The sequence below is a fragment of the Parabacteroides bouchesdurhonensis genome (genome assembly GCF_900186615.1).
GTDB classification, from domain to species: Bacteria; Bacteroidota; Bacteroidia; order Bacteroidales; family Tannerellaceae; genus Parabacteroides; species Parabacteroides bouchesdurhonensis.
On sequence record NZ_LT896588.1, the window covers coordinates 3265124 to 3287414 of the forward strand.

Annotated in this window: 24 protein-coding genes; 6 read left to right on the forward strand and 18 right to left on the reverse strand. The window is 37.3% G+C overall.

The annotated features are described in order from the left end of the window. Positions 1 to 5: 5 nt before the first annotated feature. The 5 genes from C1721_RS14105 to C1721_RS14125 all read right to left on the reverse strand — a co-directional run bounded on the left by C1721_RS14105 (position 6) and on the right by C1721_RS14125 (position 5271). Positions 6 to 632, reverse strand: coding sequence for a TetR/AcrR family transcriptional regulator (locus C1721_RS14105; protein WP_102408850.1), 627 nt, complete (start codon positions 630 to 632; stop codon positions 6 to 8). A 134-nt stretch (positions 633 to 766) separates the two neighbouring features. Beyond that, the gene (locus tag C1721_RS14110) at positions 767 to 1756 is read right to left on the reverse strand and encodes a glycoside hydrolase family 43 protein (RefSeq protein WP_102408851.1); all 990 of its coding nucleotides are present in this window, start codon (positions 1754 to 1756) and stop codon (positions 767 to 769) included. A gap of 35 nt (positions 1757 to 1791) precedes the next feature. Further along, the gene (locus tag C1721_RS14115; RefSeq protein WP_102408852.1) at positions 1792 to 2994 is read right to left on the reverse strand and encodes an L-serine ammonia-lyase; all 1203 of its coding nucleotides are present in this window, start codon (positions 2992 to 2994) and stop codon (positions 1792 to 1794) included. 24 nt (positions 2995 to 3018) lie between these two features. After that, complete coding sequence (locus C1721_RS14120; protein WP_102408853.1) at positions 3019 to 4152, reverse strand: acyltransferase family protein; 1134 nt, start codon at positions 4150 to 4152, stop codon at positions 3019 to 3021. 3 nt (positions 4153 to 4155) lie between these two features. Then, positions 4156 to 5271 carry an acyltransferase family protein gene (locus C1721_RS14125; RefSeq protein WP_102408854.1) on the reverse strand — a complete coding sequence of 372 codons (1116 nt, stop codon included), beginning with the start codon at positions 5269 to 5271 and terminating at the stop codon, positions 4156 to 4158. A 99-nt stretch (positions 5272 to 5370) separates the two neighbouring features. On the opposite strand from C1721_RS14125, the gene C1721_RS14130 reads away from it, so the two are divergent. Further along, entirely contained in the window at positions 5371 to 6861 is a 1491-nt protein-coding gene (locus C1721_RS14130; RefSeq protein ID WP_102408855.1) for a cobyric acid synthase, read from the forward strand. Positions 6862 to 6871: 10 nt separating this feature from the next. On the opposite strand, the gene C1721_RS14135 is transcribed toward C1721_RS14130, so the two are convergent. Then, positions 6872 to 7366 (reverse strand): UpxY family transcription antiterminator, encoded by a 495-nt coding sequence (locus tag C1721_RS14135; RefSeq protein WP_102408856.1) that lies wholly within the window; start codon positions 7364 to 7366, stop codon positions 6872 to 6874. A 223-nt stretch (positions 7367 to 7589) separates the two neighbouring features. Between C1721_RS14135 and C1721_RS14140 the strand changes: the two genes are divergently transcribed. Beyond that, complete coding sequence (locus C1721_RS14140; protein WP_102408857.1) at positions 7590 to 8099, forward strand: ferritin-like domain-containing protein; 510 nt, start codon at positions 7590 to 7592, stop codon at positions 8097 to 8099. A gap of 45 nt (positions 8100 to 8144) precedes the next feature. On the opposite strand, the gene C1721_RS14145 is transcribed toward C1721_RS14140, so the two are convergent. Both C1721_RS14145 and C1721_RS14150 read right to left on the reverse strand, forming a co-directional pair. Further along, on the reverse strand, positions 8145 to 8699 hold the full coding sequence (locus C1721_RS14145; RefSeq protein WP_102408858.1) for a DJ-1 family glyoxalase III: 555 nt from the start codon (positions 8697 to 8699) through the stop codon (positions 8145 to 8147). Between the two features lie 30 nt (positions 8700 to 8729). Beyond that, a complete protein-coding gene (locus tag C1721_RS14150; RefSeq protein WP_102408859.1) occupies positions 8730 to 9941 on the reverse strand; it encodes a PAS domain-containing sensor histidine kinase in 1212 nt (403 codons plus the stop codon). Between the two features lie 191 nt (positions 9942 to 10132). On the opposite strand from C1721_RS14150, the gene C1721_RS14155 reads away from it, so the two are divergent. From C1721_RS14155 to C1721_RS14165, 4 genes are all read left to right on the forward strand, one after another. Continuing rightward, positions 10133 to 11437, forward strand: a complete 1305-nt coding sequence (locus C1721_RS14155; RefSeq protein ID WP_102408860.1) for a phenylacetate--CoA ligase family protein — start codon at positions 10133 to 10135, stop codon at positions 11435 to 11437. A 31-nt stretch (positions 11438 to 11468) separates the two neighbouring features. After that, positions 11469 to 11894 (forward strand): acetolactate synthase, encoded by a 426-nt coding sequence (locus C1721_RS14160; RefSeq protein ID WP_102408861.1) that lies wholly within the window; start codon positions 11469 to 11471, stop codon positions 11892 to 11894. Positions 11895 to 11966: 72 nt separating this feature from the next. After that, positions 11967 to 12110 carry a symporter small accessory protein gene (locus C1721_RS16220; protein ID WP_199830410.1) on the forward strand — a complete coding sequence of 48 codons (144 nt, stop codon included), beginning with the start codon at positions 11967 to 11969 and terminating at the stop codon, positions 12108 to 12110. Then, entirely contained in the window at positions 12107 to 13690 is a 1584-nt protein-coding gene (locus C1721_RS14165; protein WP_102408862.1) for a sodium:solute symporter family protein, read from the forward strand. Before C1721_RS16220 ends, C1721_RS14165 begins: the two co-directional genes overlap by 4 nt. 144 nt (positions 13691 to 13834) lie before the next feature. Here the strand turns inward: C1721_RS14165 and C1721_RS14170 are convergent, their stop codons facing one another. From C1721_RS14170 to rpmB, 10 genes are all read right to left on the reverse strand, one after another. Then, a complete protein-coding gene (locus C1721_RS14170) occupies positions 13835 to 14440 on the reverse strand; it encodes a thymidine kinase (protein WP_102408863.1) in 606 nt (201 codons plus the stop codon). 79 nt (positions 14441 to 14519) lie between these two features. After that, on the reverse strand, positions 14520 to 16178 hold the full coding sequence (gene recN, locus C1721_RS14175) for a DNA repair protein RecN (protein WP_102408864.1): 1659 nt from the start codon (positions 16176 to 16178) through the stop codon (positions 14520 to 14522). Between the two features lie 5 nt (positions 16179 to 16183). Beyond that, complete coding sequence (gene porD / locus C1721_RS14180) at positions 16184 to 17086, reverse strand: type IX secretion system protein PorD (protein ID WP_102408865.1); 903 nt, start codon at positions 17084 to 17086, stop codon at positions 16184 to 16186. Then, the gene (gene coaBC / locus C1721_RS14185; RefSeq protein WP_102409512.1) at positions 17083 to 18285 is read right to left on the reverse strand and encodes a bifunctional phosphopantothenoylcysteine decarboxylase/phosphopantothenate--cysteine ligase CoaBC; all 1203 of its coding nucleotides are present in this window, start codon (positions 18283 to 18285) and stop codon (positions 17083 to 17085) included. The genes porD and coaBC overlap by 4 nt, the downstream gene beginning before the upstream one ends. 91 nt (positions 18286 to 18376) lie before the next feature. After that, entirely contained in the window at positions 18377 to 19528 is a 1152-nt protein-coding gene (locus tag C1721_RS14190; protein ID WP_102408866.1) for an iron-containing alcohol dehydrogenase, read from the reverse strand. A 4-nt stretch (positions 19529 to 19532) separates the two neighbouring features. Then, positions 19533 to 20303 (reverse strand): 3'-5' exonuclease, encoded by a 771-nt coding sequence (locus C1721_RS14195; RefSeq protein ID WP_102409514.1) that lies wholly within the window; start codon positions 20301 to 20303, stop codon positions 19533 to 19535. A 10-nt stretch (positions 20304 to 20313) separates the two neighbouring features. Next, positions 20314 to 21438, reverse strand: a complete 1125-nt coding sequence (dnaN, locus tag C1721_RS14200) for a DNA polymerase III subunit beta (protein WP_102408867.1) — start codon at positions 21436 to 21438, stop codon at positions 20314 to 20316. 199 nt (positions 21439 to 21637) lie between these two features. Then, the gene (locus tag C1721_RS14205) at positions 21638 to 21790 is read right to left on the reverse strand and encodes a DUF4295 domain-containing protein (RefSeq protein WP_099465773.1); all 153 of its coding nucleotides are present in this window, start codon (positions 21788 to 21790) and stop codon (positions 21638 to 21640) included. 16 nt (positions 21791 to 21806) lie between these two features. Next, positions 21807 to 21995 (reverse strand): 50S ribosomal protein L33, encoded by a 189-nt coding sequence (gene rpmG, locus C1721_RS14210; RefSeq protein WP_005642977.1) that lies wholly within the window; start codon positions 21993 to 21995, stop codon positions 21807 to 21809. A gap of 17 nt (positions 21996 to 22012) precedes the next feature. Then, complete coding sequence (gene rpmB, locus C1721_RS14215; RefSeq protein WP_102408868.1) at positions 22013 to 22252, reverse strand: 50S ribosomal protein L28; 240 nt, start codon at positions 22250 to 22252, stop codon at positions 22013 to 22015. Positions 22253 to 22291 lie beyond the last annotated feature (39 nt).

The window sequence follows — 22291 nt, forward strand, 5'->3', positions numbered from 1 at the left end:
TAAATTTATTCTTTACTATCCGGAGTTAATAAACGGATCATAACTTCGGTAACCAAAGTTTTACGCCGGAATAAAAATTCTTCAAACTGTGAAACATTTCCATCCAACAGAATTACTGTCAATGGCTCACGGATAAGTGTAGGAAAAACAACGAGACTAACCAAAGTTGATGCCACATCAATAAGAGGCATCTTCTTAAGAAGGCCTTTTTCCATTTCGTCTTTAATTTGTTGTTGCAAACGTAAAATAGGCTGCAAACGTTCGGGCTCTTTCATCACCGTACGAAACAGATGTTCCGAGTCCCGATTTATCTCCTGCACGGCAAATATAGGAAAGTAAGGATTTTCATAAACTGTAGAGGTATATTGTTCTACCAGTTTAGGCATCTTCTCAAGAATAGTAGAATCATCGTCCACTATACGACCGATGTTTGGTAATAATTTCCCGATCAATTGACCGAAAATAGCATCAAACAGCATTTCTTTTGTGCGGAAGTAATAATGCAGGGCTGTACGTCCGATGCCAACTTCTGCTGCAATATCACTCATTTTTGTAGCATTAAATCCTTTTCGCACAAATACTTTCTTAGCCGCTTCAATTATCCGGCTTTCCATATCAACTGACTCTTCCATAGATATAATGTATTAAAAGAATACTCCATTATCAACCATTTGTCACTATAGTCTGACACATGCGTCAAAAATAGAATAAAAAAAGAGGAATACAAGCAGTATATTCCTCTTTTAATATAATTTAATATTATCCGCTACTTTATAGTTTGTGCTTCCACTCCCTCAAAAGTCATCTTTACAGGATTAATAAAACCATCTTTATCGAAGGTCATTTTATCTATACAGGTCACACGATGATCACGTCCGGTATCACCTAACGGACGACGATGATAAACAATATAATAGTCTTCCGTACCCGGAACGTGCATTACGGAATGATGTCCGGCACTGGTTGCGACCTTCGGGTCTTGTTGAAGAATCTTGCCAATACGTTTGAACGGACCAAAAGGAGAATCTGCAATTGCGTATGCTACTGAATAATCAGGACCACCCCATCCACCTTCACTCCACATAAAGTAATACTTTCCGTTTTTCTTGAGTACAAAAGGACCTTCCACATAGTTTTCCGGAGTTATTTCTTTATAGATTTCGCCATCCTCAAAAGGAACAAGGCCGGTGAAATCATCATTTAGCATAACGACGTTACAATGTCCCCAGCCTCCATAATACATATAGTAATGTCCGTTGTCATGAAAAACAAACTGATCAATGGGTTGCGCACCATTCACTATTTCATTAATAAGAGGCTTACCCAATAAATCTTTATACGGTCCTTCAGGACGATCGCTTACCGCGACACCGATACCTCCTATTTCACCTTCGTGCACATCGTTTGCACCAAAAAAGAAATAATATTTTCCATCCTTACTGATTACGGAAGGTGCCCACATGGCTATTTTGGCCCATTTTACAGCAGTAGTATCCAATACAGAAGAATGTTTGGTCCATGTTACCAAATCTTTAGAGGAAAAACAATCAAAGAAAGTCTGTTTTTCATATATATCACTCGTCGTAGGATAAATCCAATACGTATCATCGTAGATAATACCTTCCGGATCAGCATACCATCCTTCAAATACAGGATTATCACTTTTTGCAACCTCTTCGGATTGCTGTTGTTTTGGCTGCCCGCATGCAATCAGGGAACTAATAGCCAACAAAGAATAAAACAGGTCTCTTTTCATTTCGAATATAATAAACACAATTAATAAATAATATTTTATCGTTCCATATTTTTAGCCAAACCTCCTTCTGACGTTTCTTTATACAAACTGGGTAAATCATTTCCTGTCTGCCGCATTACTTCCACTACCTGGTCAAAACTTACACGATGTTTTCCGTCTGAAAAATTGGAGAATGTATTTGCATCCAAAGCACGGGCAGCCGCAAAAGCATTACGTTCAATACAAGGAATCTGCACCAATCCGCAAACAGGATCACAAGTCAATCCCAAATGATGTTCCAGTCCCATTTCGGCAGCGTATTCTATTTGTGCAGGTGTACCGCCAAAGAGCTGGCTGGCTGCTGCTGCTGCCATAGCACAAGCAACACCAACTTCGCCCTGACAACCAACTTCCGCTCCGGAAACCGATGCATTCGTACGAACTACATTGCCAAATAACCCTGCTGTTGCCAATGCACGTAAAATACGAGAATCACGAAATTCCCTGGTATCTTTCAAATGATATAGAACTGCGGGCATAACTCCACAGGAGCCACATGTAGGAGCCGTTACAATTTGACCTCCACAAGCATTCTCTTCAGATACAGCCAAAGCAAATGCATAGACCATTCCACGGCTCTTGATACTACTGCCATAGCCTTTCGCACGGATCAAATAATCCGATGCCTTACGACGAATACCCAAACCTCCCGGAAGTATACCTTCGGCTTCCAATCCATTTTGTACAGCCTGTTGCATCACATTCCAGACTTCAGCCAAATAATCCCAGATTTGAGGACCTTCACTTTGTTCAACATATTCCCAGTAGGAATGGCCTGTTCTCTCACACCATGCTTGAATTTCCTTAATAGTGTGCATATCATATATCTTCTCGGTCTTAAGCTCGTTGAACGATTCATTTGCCAATGTACCTCCGCCGATACTATATACAGTCCACGATTCTAACACGTCTCCACTCTCATTAAATGACTCAAACAACATTCCGTTTGGATGAAAAGGGAGGAAAATTTTCGGTTTCCAGGTAATATCCGTTTTAGCTACCGGAGATAATACTTCCAAAATAGCAGTATCCGTCATGTGTCCCTTTCCTGTTGCAGCAAGACTTCCATATAGAGTAACATTAAAACGTACAGCCTCTTTATTGCGTTCAAGAAACATTTGCGCCGCTCGCATCGGTCCCATAGTATGACTACTTGACGGACCATGTCCTATACGGTATATTTGTCTGATTGATTCCATATTTGTGTTTTCTATTATACGATGTTATACCTTTAGAAATATATTACGATTATAAAACAATCGCAAAATTACATAAATAACCAATACATTGCATATGGCAATAAGTACTTGATAATAATTACCTAAATATTGCTGTAAGCCAAAAAACAAAGATTCTCCAATACATTTAAAACTAACGACCATAGTAAGCATATAAGCCAAAATTGAATTCATACCATAAACTTTCAGCCATGTTATATGCTTGCGATGCCCCTTAAAATCTATCCAGTAATAAAACAATCCCATCAATAAAAAACAATATCCACTACTAACCAGTGTCATAGAACTTGTCCAAAGTTTTTTAATAACAGGCATCTGCAATCCCCATAACCAACCGGCTGCGACCATAGCAACACCTATACCAAATAATAATTGAAGTTTTCGTCTCTGAGAATATTCAGCTTTTAATATATGTCCAGCAAAAAGTCCGGTTAATACAGTAACTCCAAAGTTAAGACTACTTAATATCCATGTATACTGATACCATTCCGCAAATACCACCTGGCCGTCTACAACCGATGCTCCATCACGAAAACGGCCTAATACCATCCGGTCTATCCATTCCGCCAAATTTCCTTGCGGCGTATAATTTCCTCCACCGTAACCATCAATGGTAACAAATTGCATTATCGCCCAATAGAGTAATAAGAAAAAGGCGGCAGCACCTACTTGTATAGAAAAACGTACATGGAGAAACAATATGGCCGCAATCAAATACCCCATGGCAATGGCTTGTAATGTATTTGAATAAAAATAAATCTTATCCGGGTCTAATGCCAAAAGATTTCCCTGACACATCATTCCAAATATCCATAAAAGCAATACCCGTTTTCCAATACGTCTATAAACCGCCATTTTATCGGGCATCGCTTTATAACGAGACAATGCAAATGGCATAGAAACACCAGCCATAAACATAAAAAGAGGCATCACCAAATCCCATGAAGAAAAACCTTCCCATTCCATATGAGTAAATCCCCACATAAAAGAGTCAAACCAAGGAGCATGAACAGCATGTGCCAACGGATGCAGTACCATCTCTAAGACAACAAGACAAAACAAGTCGAAGCCGCGAAGAACATCCAACGACTCCAACCGTTTATAAACAGGCTTTTCCATTACTTATACTTTCAAGAAAATACGTTGGCGATATAAGAAATAAAGAAATCCCCAACATACAGAAATATATGCTATTGCACTGATTAATGGCTGAGCTGTCTCAGGGAATAATCCAATTAAACCACCAAAAATAGCCGTTGATGTAAACGAGAAATTTATAAAACGTTGCGCCAGATAAATAGTAATAGAGTTCATTCCTATAACAGTAAAGAACAATGTCCAGTTACGACAATTCTTTACATCTATGATATAATAGAACAAGGCAAACAATAAAGTAGAAATTCCTCCTACGGTACAAACAAAAGAGCTTGTCCATAAATTCTTATTAAGCGGAAAGAAAAGACTCCATATCAAACCAATAACAATTAAAACGCAACCGACAATAGCCATATAAAGCACTTTCTTCGTTCCTGTAAATTCTTTTTTCTGTAATTTAACGAATTCACCGGAGAACATACCAAGTAAGGCTGTTCCTATTGCTGGTAAAGTAGGCAAAATACCTTCCGGATCATGTATCTTCAAATAAAGACGACCCGGCAAAAACATACGATCAATATACCCCACTAAACATCCTTCCATACTATAGACATCCGCACCATTTCCATCGGGAGCCGGAACAAAAGCCAATAATAACCAATATCCAACTAATATTACAGCTACAATCCATATTCTTGTAACTGTACGGGTATTAACAAAAATAATAGCAGCGAACATCCAAGCTAAACCAATACGTCCCAATACACTGGCATAACGCATATTTTCAAAATCGAAAGAAAGCAACCCGCTGTATATAAAACCTAAGACAACAAGGGTAAGGCCACGACGAACTATTTTTTTATAAATAGCGGCATCTGTCATACCAGACAATCTCTGTTTTGCTAAAGAAAAAGGGAATGATATACCGGCAATAAAAAGAAATAGCGGGAATATCATATCTTCAACTGCCAAACCATGCCATTCTACATGGTGCATTTGATTCGCTATAGCTTGAAAAAAAGGATTGGGGAACAAGGTTGCTAAAGCAATAAATAAAGAGCCTCCGCCCATAATAAAAAACATGTCAAACCCTCTGAGGGCATCTAATGACTGTAAACGTTGTGGTTGTTTCTGTATTTCCATTTTATTATAATAATTTAAGCAGTCGCAAATATACTAAAAAAGCAGTACGCCTCTCCTACTTTTTCGCTAGTTTTGCAATCATTTACAGTAATACATAAAATGAAACGATATCTAAATCCAATCATGTTTGTAGGAACTTGTTCAGATGCCGGCAAAAGCGTTATTAATACAGCTTTCTGCCGTATCTTTCGGCAAGATGGTTATCATCCGGCACCTTTTAAAGCTCAAAACATGTCCCTCAACTCCTATTCTACTATTGAAGGCGGTGAAATGGGACGTGCTCAAGTAGTACAAGCCGAAGCATGTGGTATAGAACCTCATACAGATATGAATCCTGTTCTATTAAAACCAACTAATGATAAAAGCTCACAGGTCGTACTTAATGGAAAACCTGTGGGGAATATGTCTGCCAAAGATTATTTCGGTATAAAAAATCAAAAAGAAGAACTTTTCAAAGAAGCTATCAATGCCTTCAAACGGCTTGAAACCCGATATAATCCAATTGTGTTAGAGGGTGCCGGAAGTATTTCCGAACTGAATCTGCGTGATCGTGATATTACAAATATGAGAATGGCCTCGCAAGCCGGAGCCTCCACTTATTTAGTGGCAGACATAGATAAAGGAGGAGTATTTGGTTCCGTATATGGAACTATAGCCCTGCTAAAGCCTGAAGAAAAGGCACTAATGAGAGGTATAATCATCAATAAGTTTCGTGGGGATGCATCTTTATTTGAAGAAGGACGACAATTATTAAAGGAATTAACAGGCATACCGGTTGTCGGTGTCATCCCTTGGTTTCATGATATTAAAATTGAAGAAGAAGATTCTGTTGCGTTGGATGTGAAGAATAATACCTATCGGGATGGAAAAATAAACGTAGCGATCATTCTTCTTAAGCGGATGTCAAACTTCACGGATTTCGATGTACTTGAAATGGATACACGTTTTAACCCCTACTATACAAATAATCTGGATGAAATAGAGAAAGCTGATATTATTCTATTACCCGGTTCTAAAAACACATTAGCCGATTTACAGCATTTACGAGCCAATGGTATAGCAAATGCCATAATCCGTGCCCATAAAACAGGAAAGAAAGTAATAGGTATTTGCGGTGGTTACCAGATGATGGGTATCCGATTAGAAGATCCGGAAGGTATAGAAGGAAGTTTACCGGTTATTCCCGGATTAGGATTATTACCTCAATGTACTGTTATTGAGCAAGAAAAAATCACAAAACAAAGTTCTTTTACTTTTCTGCCCGACACATCCGATTCATTACAAACATGTCGTGGTTATGAAATACATATGGGACGGACTACGCTGCTAAATGATGCCCCTAATCAACCTGTTGTATTATTGGAAGACGGACGACAAGACGGTTACTATCTCAATAATAAATGCTGGGGAAGTTACATGCACGGCATTCTGGACAACCCGGCTGTTTTGGACAATTTAGCCGATGGATTCGACAAAAAAACAGAAAATAAATCGTTTGATTATACTGCTTTCAAAGAAGAACAATATGATAAACTTGCAGCATTAATACGCCAAAATGTGGATATGAAGTACATTTACAGTACTTTATAAAACAGTTTGTCTACTTAATACGATTAACTCTTGCAATTTCCTCCAGTTTGACACAAACTGTAGCACCTAATTGTTCTAAAAATAATAAGGCATGGTTCTTCTTTACCTTTTTCACTTTACCGGAAACATGTTTCATAGCTCCACAGAGTATTTCCACCTCATCTCCCGTACATAGGGGATGTTCGGTAGCTATTTCCAAAAACTCTTTTATGGCATCTATTTCTTTCTGACGTACAATAGCAGGTTTGCCATTATAATAAATAATACGGGACACTCCATACACACGTAACAAATCCCGTAAAACAGGGTCCGTACATTTCACAAAGACATAAGAACTGAACAATGGGACATCCACCATTTTTACACGATCAGACCATACACGAGGCGTTCTATGAAGAGGAAGCCAACACTCCACACCTAAAGCATCAATTCGTTCTTTCACTTGTTTTTCAGCACGGGCAGCGGTATAAAGTACATACCAATTGGTAGTATTATTTAGCATCATTATGTATTTTACATCTTTAGATTAGAGGTGCAAAGATAAAAAATTTCTTATAATGTAAACTTTAATCATTCTGATTATTATCAGTTATTCCTGAATACGAATCCATATCTTAATGAATAATAAGCGGAATAAAATTTAGATAATTTATAAACAATGACTATCTACAATTGTTTGAAATATAAAAGATAACAAGAATAACGTTTCATTCTAAAATTTTATAATTATGGCAAAAGAAACCGTTTCAATTTTAAAGGGAAAGCTGGACGTAGATAACTTATTGAGCCAGTTAAATGCCGCACTATCAGAAGAATGGTTAGCATACTATCAGTATTGGGTAGGAGCTTTGGTGGCAGAAGGAGCTATGCGTAGAGACGTACAAGACGAATTTGAGGAACATGCAGAAGAAGAGCGGGCACACGCACAATTACTCGCCGACCGCATCATTGAATTGGAAGGTATTCCGGTACTTGATCCTAAAAAATGGTTTGAACTTGCAAGATGCAAATATGATGCGCCTACTGCATTTGATACCGTTAGTTTGTTAAAACAAAATATAGATTCTGAAAGATGTGCCATCCTCAGATATCAAGAAATCGCCCAGTTCACAAATGGACTAGACTATACAACTTGTGATATCGCAAAACATATCTTGGCAGAAGAAGAAGAACATGAACAAGATCTACAAGACTACTTACTAGACATCGCCAAAATGAAAGAATCATTCAAAAAGTAAAAAAACGAACAGGCACGAACTTAGAAGTTTGTGCCTGTTTTTCTGTCAATATCCCGGAGCTAGAACAGCTGCTGCAACCTCATTTACTGTTTCTTCTCCTCTTAAATTACGTACTATCAAAAGACCAAAATCAAAAACAAAACCAGGTCCTTTACAAGTAATAATATTACCGTCTTGCTCTACCCCATTGCCTGTAGGCGTTGCACCTGTCATTGTAGGTTCAAAAAACGGAAAACAAGTTGCTTTTTTCCCGTTTAAAAGGCCTAATCCTCCTAATACCATAGGCCCCGCACAAATAGCCGCCAATATTACGCCTTCTTTTTCCTTTTGCAAGATGAGTTCTTTCAAAGGAACATAATCATTCAAATGATTAGAACCCGGAATTCCGCCAGGGATAATTAGAGCATCTGCTAAACTAAAGTCGACATCCTTGAAAAGGGAATCTGCATTAACCGAAATATTATGAGTACCTATTACTTCACAAGTATCCATTATAGATACCATTGTCACGTGAATCCCCCCACGTCTCAATATATCCACTGTACCTAAAGTTTCGATTTCTTCAAAACCTGTTGCTAAAAAAACAAACGCATTTTTCATATTTCTACCGTTTTATTGATTATAATTATACTATTTCAAATCTATATTTTCTTCTATCTCTTCATATTTTCTCAAAGGCAGGGTAAACCAGAAAGTTGAACCTTCACCATACTTGGATATTACCCCAATCTCTCCGCCTAATTTCTCCACAATCGTCTTACATATCGAGAGTCCAAGGCCTGTTCCTTGCTTAAAACTATCTAATTTAATAAAGCGCTCAAAAACGCATTTTTGTTTCTCCTCAGGAATGCCAATACCCGTATCTGTCACCAAAATGCGAACAAAATCTTTCTCTATTTTATACGTCAATGATATTTGCCCTTCTGATGTACACTTAATTGCATTGGAAAGTAAATTTAACAGTACTTGTTCCACTCGTTTAGCATCCGTATAAAGAAGGATGGAAGGCAAATTTTCCTTATCATACAATAATTTGACACTGGATGTTATTTTCAAAGATTGAGAAGAACACACTTCCTGACAAATATCCCTTAACTCTACCTCCTTTTGATTATAATGGAATGTTCCTGATTCTAATTTTGAAAAAACTAAAATATCATCTATCAATTGAAGCAGAAGATCACAATTATTATTGATAATAGACATAAACTCCTTGCGTTCTTCCAAGTTATCAGCCTCCGTAAGAAGACGGGAAAATCCAACTATTGCATTCAGAGGGGTTCGTATTTCATGGCTCATGTTTGCTATAAAGGCATTCATCAGTTTATCGGATTCCTGAGCTTTCAACAAATCAATTTCATTCTGACGTTGTTCCGTAACATCCGTTATCATCGCCAGCAATAAAGGAGAAGCACCCGGATCAGGATTAGTTATTAATAGACGTACAATATTGACGACACGAATTTCACCATTAGGTTTCTCATACTCAACACCATACTTTACAGACCTTTCGTTTTTTATTGTATAATAATCCTCTGTTCGTATTTCATGCGCACGTCTGGAATTAGAAAATATTTCAAAGTCAGTTTTACCTATTGCATCTGAAATTTTTACACCGAGAAATCGCTCTGCAGCCTGATTATAATAAATACACTTAAAACCATTAAACACGTCTTTTACACATATGGCCACATCTATATTAGAAAGTATTGTCTCCATCAGAATATTTAGGAAGTTTATCTTTCGCTGATCTTGAACTCTCCCAGCCTTTTCCAAATCAACTTCCAAACATTCTATACGGGCAATCAATTCATTTCTGGTATAACTATCATATTTCTCCATATACAAAGTAATAAATAACAAATATATAAAATATTTCAGTTACATATTTACTCAAATGCAATATAATTCGCATTTTTTCTATTTATATGTCCAAAAAATCAGAAGAAATGCTACCAAAATTCAAAATAAAAGATACATTTGCAGTTCAAATTATAGGAATTAAACACACTCTAAATATAATATAAAAAGTTATGATGTATTGGCAGAAAGACATTGAAACCTTAAATCGGGAAGACTTACAGAAACTACAGTTAGAACGGTTAATACAAACAATAGAATTAGCCGGACATTCTCCATTTTATAGCAAAGTATTTCATGAACATGGAATCACATCCGATAGTATCCGTTCTTTAGAAGATTTACAAAAGCTCCCTTTCACAACGAAAGATGATTTACGTAATAATTATCCTTTCGGGATGGCAGCTATACCTATCAAAGACTGTGTACGTATCCACTCCTCCAGTGGAACTACAGGCAATCCAACTGTCGTATTACACTCGGCAAAAGATTTAGACCAGTGGGCAAATCAAGTTGCGCGTTGCATGTATATGGTTGGCATACGGGATACTGATGTTTTCCAAAACACTTCCGGTTATGGAATGTTTACCGGAGGACTAGGTTTTCAGTATGGAGCTGAAAAATTAGGAGCATTAACGGTTCCCGCCGCTGCAGGAAACACAAAACGACAAATCAAATTTATTCAGGATTTTGGTACAACCTGTTTGCATATTATTCCCAGTTATGCCACTCGTCTGGCTGAAGTTATGTATGAAATAGGAATAGATCCGCGAAAAGATACCAAACTGCATACCGTATGTATTGGAGCCGAGCCACATTCAGAAGAACAACGCCGCCGAATTGAACAACTTTTAGGTGTAAAAGCATATAACTGTTTTGGTATGTCTGAGATGAATGGTCCCGGTGTTGCCTTTGAATGTACAGAACAAAATGGCCTTCATATTTGGGAAGATAATGTTATTGTCGAAATTATAGATCCGGTTACATTACAACCAACTCCAGAAGGAGAAGTTGGAGAATTGGTTCTTACGACCATAAACCGTGAAGCAATGCCATTGCTTCGTTATCGTACCAGAGACCTGACATGTATACTTCCCGGAGCATGTCCGTGCGGACGTACACATAAACGGCTAGCACGTTTTAAAGGACGTAGTGATGATATGATTATCTTGAAAGGTGTCAATATCTTCCCTATTCAGATAGAAAAAATATTAATGCAGTTCAAAGAATTAGGTAGTAACTATCTGATAACAATTGAAACAATTGGGAACAATGATGAAATGCTCATTGAAGTTGAATTAAGTGATCTATTCACTGACGACTATAGCGTATTACAAAGACTTACCAAAGAAATTACGCGTCAGTTAAAAGACGAACTGTTACTTACGCCACATTTGAAATTAGTGGCCAAAGGTTCACTTCCTTCTCAGGAAGGAGGAAAAGCTATACGCGTAAAAGATCTGCGTAAATTTACATAAAACCCATTATGAACATTAAAATATACAAGCTATGACGGTAAATCAAATTTCTATTTTCCTGGAAAACAAGTACGGAAAGCTAAGTGAAATACTTACCTTACTTGCTGAAGAGAATATACGTATTATAGCAGCTACCGTTGCCGACACTTCCGAATATGGGATTCTCCGAATCATTGTAAGTGACCCTCAAAAAGCATTTAAGATTTTAAAAAATAAGAATGTAAGTGCGAACTTAACAGATGTATTAGCCATTGTCACCGACTCATGTGCAGGAAGTTTTGCAAAAGTATTAACCTACTTTACAAAAGCAGGACTAAGTATTGAATACATGTATTGCTTTTCTATTAAAGATAAGTCTATATTAATTCTTCGCACAAATAATCGTGAAGCTGCCCGTGAAGTAATCCGCCGGCAAAATTTGGAATACATCTGCGAAAACGATTTAATCAATCTATAACCTGTTTTACCCCGAAAATATACTGTTTTTCGGGGTAACTTTTATCTAATCACCATTTAAAACAAATAACAAATGTTCGGAATAGACGATCCCGGTATCTGGTTAGCATATTTGCTTGCATTCGCCTGCCTTTTATTTTCCATCTGGTTTGGCATAACAACATGGAATAAAGAAGAAGAAGAAAATAGTACTAATCCAAAACACGATGAAAAATGAGCACACTTACTTTAGGAATCATCGTAATCATCTATATGTTTATCCTTGCCTGGCTAGGATATCTCGGTTATAAACAAACAAAAAATGCCAGTGACTATTTATTGGGAGGCCGCAAAATTAATCCGGTTATTATGGCATTATCCTACGGAGCTACTTTTATATCCGCATCCGCAATTGTAGGTTTTGGAGGTGTTGCCGCCACTTTCGGCATGGGTATTCAATGGCTTTGTCTTCTCAATATGTTCATGGGCGTCGTTGTTGCATTTATCTTTTTCGGCAGAAAAACCCGGAAAATAGGAGAAGAACATAATGCACGTACATTTCCTCAATTATTAGGCTTACATTACAAGTCCCGTTCTATTCAAATATTTATTGCTACCATTATTTTTATAGGTATGCCATTATATGCCGCGGTTGTAATGAAAGGTGGTGCCGTATTCATTGAACAAATGTTTAATATCGACCTGCATCTGGCTCTTCTAATATTTACGCTAATCGTTGCTACTTATGTTATTACCGGCGGGATTAAAGGCGTATTATATACAGATGCTTTGCAAGCCGTAATTATGTTTATGTGCATGTTATTTTTGTTATTCTGGTTCTATAAAATTATGGATATGGGATTTATTGAGGCCAATAAGAAGTTAACAGAGATAGCTCCAATGGTGCCCGAGCGCTTCCATGCGTTAGGCCATCAAGGATGGACAGCAATGCCTGTAACCGGATCACCTCAATGGTATACTTTGGTAACTTCTCTCATATTAGGAGTTGGCATAGGATGCCTTGCGCAGCCCCAGCTTGTTGTTCGTTTTATGATGGTAGAAAGTACCAAGCAATTGAACCGTGGCGTATTAATAGGCTGTGTTTTTCTAATTATTACCGTAGGGACAATCTACCATGTAGGAGCATTATCAAACCTTTTCTTTCTTAAAACAGAAGGTGTAGTCGCATCCGAAGCCATAAAAGACATGGATAAAATCATTCCTTTATTTATTAATAAAGCTATGCCGGAATGGTTTGGAGCTGTTTTCATGCTTTGTATCCTATCAGCCAGCATGTCTACATTAAGTGCCCAATTCCACACTATGGGAGCAGCTTTTGGAGCCGACGCCTTTCCAAAGTTAGGACGGAATAAGAATCCTAATTCAACAATCGGTGTCCGTATCGGTGTATTATGCTCTATTTTAGTAAGCTATATCATCTGTTATACATTAAGTGCCGGTATAATAGCTCGCGGAACAGCCTTATTCATGGGGATATGTGCAGCAACTTTCTTACCTGCATACTTTTGTGCCTTATATTGGAAAGGGGTCACAAAACAAGGTGCATTAGCAAGTTTATGGGTCGGAGCTTTGGCCAGTTTATTTGCAATGATGTTCCTTCATAAAGCGGAAGCCGCCCCTATTGGATTATGCCAAGCATTGTTTGGTAAAGATGTGCTGATTAATGTATACCCATGGCATGCTATTGATCCGATATTGTTCGGGCTTCCTCTGTCGTGTATCACAATCGTTATAGTTAGTTTATTGACAAAAAGAAAGGAAACTAATGCTTCAAAAGGAGTTATTAGCATTTCTTAGGCATCAAAAAACATTATTTAGCAGTTATAATCTTGACAAATACTAAAAAAGCCATGCATTTGCAATGTGGTTTTTTCATAATAGTATTAGATTTAAGGTTAACAAAGTTGGTTAGGGCTTGTCGTGAGACAGGCTTTAATTGTTTTATAAGGTTTCTTTCTCTAAATATTCTCTTTTACTTTTAGCATAACACTCCCGGCAAAGCGGTTCATATTCCGTTTTTTCACCTAAAAGGACGCGTTTATCATTTTCCACAACCCGATGGGAAACGTAAGCTAGCTGTCCACATTTTACACAAATAGCATGAACTTTAGTCACTTCATCCGCGATAGCGCATAAACCGGGCACAGGACCAAAAGGGATACCTTTAAAATCCATATCCAATCCCGCAACAATTACACGGATTCCTTGATAGGCAAGTTTATTACAAACATCAACCAGACCATTGTCAAAAAACTGTGCTTCATCAATTCCCACAACATCCACTTCCGAAGAAAACAATAAAATGCTGGCAGATGAATCTACCGGAGTAGAAGATATTGCATTTCTATCATGTGAAACTACATTTTCCTCCGAATAGCGCGTATCCATCGCCGGCTTGAATATTTCTACACGTTGTTTGGCAAATGTAGCTCGTTTCAAACGTCTTATTAATTCCTCTGTTTTACCGGAAAACATAGAACCGCAGATAACCTCTATACGTCCTTTTCCGTAATTCCGATATATTTGTTCTTCTGATAACGTAGACATTATTTAATTTTTAGAACTGCAAAGATATTATGTTTCACAATTCAATTGTTTACTTAGATGTAATTAATCGCAGTCATATCTACATTTGTAACAATTCTTTCGCATTAGCCATAGATGCTTCCGTAAGGGAAGCACCACTCAACATACGAGCGACTTCACGTACACGTTCTTCATTAGTAAGCTTTCTAATCCGGGTAATTGTACGATCAGGCATATCTTCTTTATATACAAAATAATGCTCTTTGCCTTTAGCCGCAATTTGAGGTAAATGCGTTATAGCAAACACTTGCATTTTTGTTCCCAGATCTTGCATAATATCACCCATTTTATCAGCAATCTCACCAGAAACACCTGTATCTATTTCATCAAAAAGAATAGTAGGCAATGCTGTAAAACCGGCTATCATCGCCTTTATACAAAGCATTAGGCGAGCTATTTCTCCACCGGATGCCGTCTGGGCTACAGGTTGCAATTCTCCATTTTTATTTGCAGAAAATAAAAACCGAATATCATCCATTCCATCGCTTTCCGGCTCTTCTTTCTGAATTATATCTACTCGAAAACGGATATTCGGCATACCCAATGGAGCAACCATTTTTACTAATTGGGCAGACATTGCATCAGCCGCAAGTTTACGTTGTCCACTAAGCTTTGAAGCTCGTTGAAGCAGTTCTTTATACGATGAATCCAATTGTTTACTTAATATATCAACCTGTTCATCGAATGAATCAATATCTTTCAGCTGATTTTCATATTTTAGCTGTATGGCAAGTAACTCATCTAATGTAGAAACATGATGTTTCTGTTGTAAAGAATATATCATATCCAAACGATCATTTACCCATGCTAAACGATCTGGATTAAATTCTACATCTTCCTTCATTACATCAATTTCTGATGCTAAATCATTCAAATCTATATAGGCAGAACGTAAACGTTCGGATATTTCTTTCGCTTTTGAAAAATATTTTTCCAATGAATCAGAAGTAGAAAGAACTTCCTTCATAAGTTGAAGTCCCCCCATTTCATCGCCATTCAGTAATTCGGTAATCTTATAAAGAGAACCTTTTATCTCCTCAGCATGTGAAAGCATTTCCTGCTCTTGTTCTAATTCTTCCTGTTCTCCGGAAACCAGACGAGCCTCTGACAACTGTTTTAGCTGAAAACGAATATAGTCTTCTTCCTGTTTTGTCTGGATAGCTTTTTCTTTCAGTTTCTTCAATTCACTTTTCAGAGCTTGATAGTGAATAAATTCTTTATGATAATGCGTTAATAATATCTCATTCTCCGCCATTACATCGACAACTTTCAGTTGGAAGCGGTTATCTCCCAACAATAGATTCTGATGCTGTGAATGTATATCTATCAAACGGTTGCCCAGTTCTTTCATGATAGATAAAGAAACTGGAGTATCATTTACAAAAGCGCGTGATTTTCCCGATGAAAACAGTTCACGACGTAGAATACAACTTTCAGCGTCATAGTCCAGGTCGTTTTCAACGAAGAATGGTTCTAACAGGTATTTAGAAATATCAAAAACAGCCTCAATAACACATTTATCCGCACCGGTTTTTATGCTCTTAGCATCAGCACGCTGTCCCAACACCAAAGAAAGTGCACCCAGAATAATAGACTTCCCCGCCCCGGTTTCACCCGTAATCACCGAGAATCCTTCATCAAAACGAATATCCAGGTTATCTATTAAAACAAAATTCTGTATAAATAACGATTTTAGCATGGCATTTACTTTTTAAGCGATTCCAAACGAGTCGTTTCTGTAGGATAAATATTAGAAAGCAGTTTTAATCCTTCTTGTTTCTCCTGGGTTGTTGCTTTGGAGTAGATACTTATCACTTCATCGAGTTTAGCATCCGAAAAAATCTGAAGTAAAACAGATGTAGGACGAGTACTTCTAATCTGTTCCAATGTTGGCAATACCGAAATAATAGTAGCACGTCCACGATCTGGGTTTGCTGCCATTTCATCGAGTCCTTTTCTATGATAAGAATACCACATATCGCTGAAAAGCCCTGACGTATTATCAGTCAATGCCGTAGATACAGCATGTCTGTTTTGATTGCTGTCAAATGCTTTCCATCCGGTCCATGTACCTTGTGATTGGGCCAGATTTACAATTTGTTGTGCTTGTTGATAAAATGCACTACCGCCCTGTGGAGAAAAACTGTCAAAATCCAGTCCTATGATTGTATAAATATAAAATACAACAGTAGCTATTAAATTACTGTTTATCGTATTCTCTGTATATTCCAAAGGCTCAAACTGGGTATATTCAAAATCCAATTGTTTATCCCGGAAATTCAACAACGTCGTAGTATAACTGGAATTATAAACCGGACGGCGCGCCTGCACTTGTATCTCGCCTTTAAAACTATTCTCTGAGGCTTCACTAAGAATAATAGTAAAACTACAATCTATTCTCTCATTTACAGCAAAAGTGGCATCTGTCCATTTCTTATTATTTATAAATTCAGTCAACGCACTTTGCAAAGTAGTAAACACATCCTTATTAGAACCTTGTATCTTGTCGCTATTTATAGTAACACGGGCATTCAGTTCCTGAGCTTTACCGGTTATAGCAAAAGCAGTTAAAAGAAAAACATATAACAGTTTCCTGATCATTCTCATTTTATTAAAGTTACCAGCTTATTTACAATATCTTCTGCAACATCCTGTTTGCTTTTCAGAGGGTACTCAAGCATCTCTCCAAACTTATCGATAATGGCAATTTTATTAGTATCACAACGAAAACCGGCACCTTGATTTCTCAAAGAATTCAAAACAATAAAATCGAAGTTTTTTCGCTTCAATTTATTCTCAGCATGCGAAGTTTCATTATTTGTTTCCAAAGCAAATCCAACCAAAATCTGATCTTCTTTCTTTATTGCACCCAAAGAGGCAGCAATATCTTTGTTCGGAACTAAATGAAGTTGCATATCCCCTTTTGTCTCCCGTTTTATCTTTTCCGTTTCCTGAGACTCCGGACGATAATCCGCTACAGCCGCAGATAAAATCGCAACATCCGAACCGGGAAATTCTTGCATAGCCACATGATACATTTCTTCTGCCGACTCTACATCTATCCTTTTAATATCCGGATGATATACATTCAAAGATACGGGACCGGCTACTAACACCACTTCTGCCCCTCTCCGTGCACATGCCTCTGCCAAAGCAAAACCCATTTTACCGGAAGAATAATTACCTATAAAACGTACAGGATCTATCTTTTCATATGTGGGACCCGCAGTTATTAAGATCTTTTTTTTTTCAAGCTCCTTTTCGGTAGTAAAAAAAGCATCTAAAACCTCAATAATCTTATCGGGCTCTTCCATACGGCCTTTGCCTACCAAATGACTGGCAAGTTCGCCTTCTGCCGGCTCTATAATATAATTACCGAACGAACGTAATTTCTTTAAATTCTCTTGAGTAGTTGGATGAGCAAACATATCCAAGTCCATTGCGGGAGCCACAAATACCGGAGCTTTACATGAAAGATATGTAGTAATGAGCATATTATCAGCTATTCCGTTTGCCATCTTTCCTATGGTAGCAGCAGTTGCAGGAGCTATCAGCATAGCATCAGCCCACAATCCCAAATCAACATGGCTGTGCCACGAACCATCACGATTGGAAAAAAATTCACTTATTACCGGATTACTGCTTAAAGCAGAAAGTGTAACAGGCGTTATGAATTCTTTCCCTGCCGGGGTAATAACGACCTGTACCTCCGCCCCTTTTTTCACCAATGCACGAATAATATAGGCAGCTTTATACGCAGCAATACTTCCTGTAATCCCTAATATGATATGTTTACCTTTCAGCATATTTTTATCACCTGTTTTTAATTCCATTCGGAAGAAAAAGAAATTCCATTCGAGAGAAATTTAAGTTTCTTCCGAATGGAACTAAATTTTATTATAGACGCATAGCCAGAATTTTTCGAGCTACTTCGTAATCTATATTACCATGTTCTCCTAATTTCCATCCCATACGCTTCATTGGTTCTACCAATAAATCTAAATCGGATTCTTTAATGCCGTATTCACTTAAACGGGTTTTCAATCCCATATAAAGGAAAAAATCTTCGCAAGCTTGGATTGATTTCCGTACACGTTCTTCCGTAGTACCTTCGGTAACGCCAAAAACAACTTCTCCCATGCGAAGAATCTTTGCTTGCTTTTCTTTGCACATATATGTCATTACACCCGGTAAAATAACGGCCAATGTCTGTGCATGATCCAGTCCGAACTGAGCGGTTAAGGCATATCCCATACGATGAGAAGACCAGTCTTGGGGAACACCTTGTCCTATCCAACAATTCAAGGCATTGGTTGCAGCCCACATCAAATTGGCACGTATATCATAATCATCAGGATTTTGTAAAACCTTACGTCCTTCCTCTACAATCGTTTCCATCAATCCTTCCGCAAAATAGTCCTGCACTTTTGCATTTACAGGATACGTCAGGTATTGTTCTATTACATGTATAAACGAGTCTACTACACCATTAGCAACCTGACGCGGCGGTAATGAGTAAGTTACTTCCGGGTCTAAAACGGCAAATTTAGGAAAGATAAGAGGACTGGCAAAATTAAGCTTTTCCCGCGTTTCAATACGGGAAATGACAGCCCTTTCATTCATCTCTGAACCTGTTGCCGATAAAGTTAATACAACGCCTAAAGGCAATGCCTGTTTTATCACGCCTCCTTTTGCCAATATGTCCCAAGGTTCACCCTCATAATAAGAAGCAGAAGCTATAAATTTAGTTGCATCTATAACCGAACCGCCACCAACAGCCAATAAAAAATCAATATTTTCCGTACGAACCAGATTCACGGCTTTCATACATGTTTCGTAATGCGGATTCGCTTCAATACCGGAGAATTCATAGACACTAAACCCTTTTAAAGCATCTATAACCTGGGTATAAACTCCATTTTTTTTAATGCTTCCTCCGCCATATACCATCAAAACTTTACTATTGGCAGGAATTAAAGCCGATAAACGTGCAATTGTACCTTTACCGAATACAACCTTTACAGGATTACAAAACTCGAAATTATTCATCTCTTTATTTTGAATTAAAGCCTCTCAATTTTATTTCAGTAAGCATTTTTTTCGTATTCAACGGAAAGTCCCCATTCATTATCCACGCATAATAACCCGGATCCGTTTTCAACACATCCTCTACTAACCGCCCTTTATATTTACCGAAATTGATTACCTCTTCTCCTTTATCATTATAAACCATTCGACCGGCAAAATCCACATTGTTATTATAACTTGAGAACTGAGATAAATAATTGATATCATTTTTCAGATCAGGATAACGGTCTAATTGAGCTTTCAGCACTTCATAGGTAGCAATTGTATCAGCCTCTGCAGTATGTGCATTTTCCAAATCTTTATTGCAATAAAACTTATAGGCGGCAGACAGAGTGCGTTGTTCCATTTTATGAAAAATGGTCTGTACATCAATAAATTTACGCTTGTTTAAATCAATATCCACTTCGGCACGAAGAAATTCTTCCGCTAACAAAGGAATATCGAAACGGTTAGAATTATATCCTGCCAGATCGCAACCTTCTATCTGCGCAGCCAACGTTTTTGCGATTTCTTTAAATGTAGGACAATCTTTAACATCCTCATCTGTAATACCATGAATGGCCGTTGACTCCGGAGGAATCGGCATACCGGGATTCACTCTGCGCGTTTTTGATTCTTCCTTGCCATTTGGAAAAACTTTTACATAAGAAATCTCGATGATGCGATCTTTTACTATATTTATACCTGTAGTTTCCAAATCAAAGAAAACTAAAGGATTTCTCAGGTTTAGTTGCATTTTGTTGTTATTAATCATTCAACATCATTGGCATCAACAACATCAGCAAGTCTTCTTCTTCTTCATTTTCCGAAGGAATGATTAAACCGGCACGCGAAGGATCCGCTAATTCCAATATTACTTCATCAGAATTTATATTACTCAATATTTCAATCAGGTATGTTGCTTTAAAGCCAATATTCAATTCTGTTCCGTCAAATTGGCAAACAATCTTTTCTTCGGCGGATGTAGAAAAATCTATATCTTGTGCAGACACGATCATTTCACCGGTTTTTAATTGAAGTTTCACTAAACTGCTTGCCGGATTAGAAAAAACGGATACACGTTTTAATGCGTTAAGGAAAGACACCCGATCAATGGTTACTTTAAACGGATTTTCCTGAGGAATAACACTATTATAATTTGGATAGCGTCCTTCTATAAGACGACAAACCATTTCAAAATTCGTGCATTTTATATAAGCATTGTTGTCATCAAATTGGATAGCAACAGGTTCTGCTTCTTTTGCCAATAAACCTTTTAATAAATTAGCCGGCTTTTTGGGTAAAATAAAAGAGGCTCTTTCCGGTGATTTAACGGATAGATTACGCAAACGTACCAATTTATGTCCGTCGGAAGCAACAAAAGTCAAATCATCCGTATGGATATCAAAGTAAACACCATTCATCACCGGACGAAGTTCATCATCTGCCGTAGCAAATAAAGAACGGCTAATACCATTCAACAGCGTTTGAGCATCCATAGATACCGAAATAGCATTCTCATTTAATGGTTTCTGCTGCGGATAAGTATCGCCTTTTTGTCCGATAAAATTATACTTACCATTCTGGAAATGAATAAATATTTCCAAATTGTCATCATTAATATCAAACGTAAGCGGCTGTTCAGGCAATTCTTTTAATGGATCTAGCAGAATTTTTGCCGATACGGCAAATAGTCCACCTCCCTGTACGTTCATTACCTCCACAGAAGTAACCAGACGAGTTTCTGCATCAGAAGCAGTCATTGTAAGTTTGTTACCTTCCAGGTTAAATAAAAAACTATCTAATATAGGCAAAGAATTTTTGGATGCGATAACTTTGCTTATAGATTGCAAACGGGATAGTAGCGCAGTGCTGGATACATCAAATCTCATAGCTTTTTAAATTATATATGTTATTATTATTGTCCGAACAAATACGTAGCTACAATAAAATAGAGTATAACTACATATAACCGAACAAAATTAAGAAAATATTTCATTCGGCACACTCTATACTTAAAAAGTTTGGACATAAAAAAAAGCTTCTCCTTAAAATAAAGAAGAAGCTTTTTTCTATTTGCTATTCACTATATTATTTAGCGAAATAATCTTTTACTGCTTCATTAGGTATCATTTCTTCCTGGAAGATATAAGCACCCGTTTTTGGAGACTTAACCATTTTAATTACCTTTGAAAAGGTACGGCCGTCACCTTTCTTAAATGTTGCAACTGCTTTTTTTGCCATCGTTTAAAATCTCCTATTACTTAATTTCTTTATGTAAAGTCATCTTTTTCAAGATAGGATTGTATTTCATCAATTCCAATCTTTGAGTTGTATTCTTTCTATTCTTTGTAGTGATATATCTTGAAGTACCAGGCATACCACTTTCTTTATGTTCGGTACATTCAAGAATAACCTGAACTCTGTTACCTTTTGCTTTCTTTGCCATTTTTCAGTTCCTCCAAATTAAGCGTTTAAATAACCTTTTTCAGCTGCCATTTTAATTGCTGCATCCAAACCAAGTTTGTTAATAGTGCGCAAGCCTGCGGCTGAAATATTCAGGCTAACCCAACAATCTTGTTCTACCCAATAGAACTTCTTAGTAAACAGGTTAACTTCAAACTTACGTTTCGTTCTTCTTTTAGAGTGAGAAACGTTGTTGCCAACCATTGCTTTCTTTCCGGTAATTTGACAAATTTTAGACATCTCTTTTTATATTACATGTAATGATTCAAAAATAAATAC